This is a genomic window from Pseudoalteromonas rubra, from assembly GCF_005887095.1.
In the GTDB taxonomy this organism is placed as follows: Bacteria; Pseudomonadota; Gammaproteobacteria; order Enterobacterales; family Alteromonadaceae; genus Pseudoalteromonas; species Pseudoalteromonas rubra_E.
The window spans coordinates 1-932 of record NZ_PNCI01000101.1 but is presented as its reverse complement, the minus strand read 5'-3'; the positions used below and the strand labels follow the sequence as shown (position 1 = coordinate 932).

At 49.0% G+C, this 932-nt stretch carries 1 protein-coding gene; it reads right to left on the bottom strand.

The window, feature by feature from the left end; genetic code table 11:
- Positions 1-180: 180 nt before the first annotated feature.
- Entirely contained in the window at positions 181-516 is a 336-nt protein-coding gene (locus CWB99_RS23195; RefSeq protein WP_249332085.1) for an RHS repeat domain-containing protein, read from the bottom strand.
- Positions 517-932: the final 416 nt, after the last annotated feature.

Here is a 932-nt window from a genome sequence, read left to right as displayed (position 1 = left end):
GTGGGTGTCCTTGTAACTGCATTGTAACTTGCATATCAGGGTGGCGCACTAACGCCGATTTAGAAGCGTCCACCACATCACCCCCCCAAAAAATCCAGACTGAAATGCCTACGAATTTGGGTCGTGTCCTTGTAACTTCTGTAACTGCATTTTGGGTGGGTGTCCATGTTAACTCCCATGTTAACTCCACATCACCCACCCAAAAACCCAGACTGAAATGCCTACGATTTTGGGTGGGTGTCCTTGTAACTCTTCATAGCTGACTTGATCTTTACAGCTCAGAGCACTTTCTAAATCAGTGACCGACGCTACCTGGCGCCCCAGCCCGTCATACAGGTATGACCGCGACCAGCGGCCACGCACCTCCTGGTCCAGACGCCAGGGTTGGCTGGTGTTGTAATGCCACTCGCTATCAACCACATTATTAATTTTTAGTGTGGTTTTACGACCAAGCGCGTCGTACTCAAAGCTCAGCTTATCGCCATTGGCATCGGTTTGCGTAAGCAGCTCACCCAATGCATTGTAGGTGTATTGCCAGTTGCCCCGATCAAGATCTTTGGTGCTGGTTTTACGACCCGTCTGGTCATTGTAGTCGTTGTCTATCAGGGAGGCGCATTAACGCCGATTTAGAAGCGTCCATCACATCACCCCCAAAAAATCCAGACTGAAATGCCTACGATTTTGGGTGGGTGTCCTTGTAACTTTCCCCAATGCATTGTAGGTGTATTGCCAGTTGCCCCGATCAAGATCTTTGGTGCTGGTTTTACAACCCGTCAGGTCGTTGTAGTCGTTGTAGTCGTTGTCTATCAGGGTGGCGCATTAACGCCGATTTAGAAGCGTCCATCACATCACCCACCCAAAAATCCAGACTGAAATACCTACGATTTTGGGTGGGTGTCCATGTAACTTGTCATCGCATCAAAAGTGTAGCT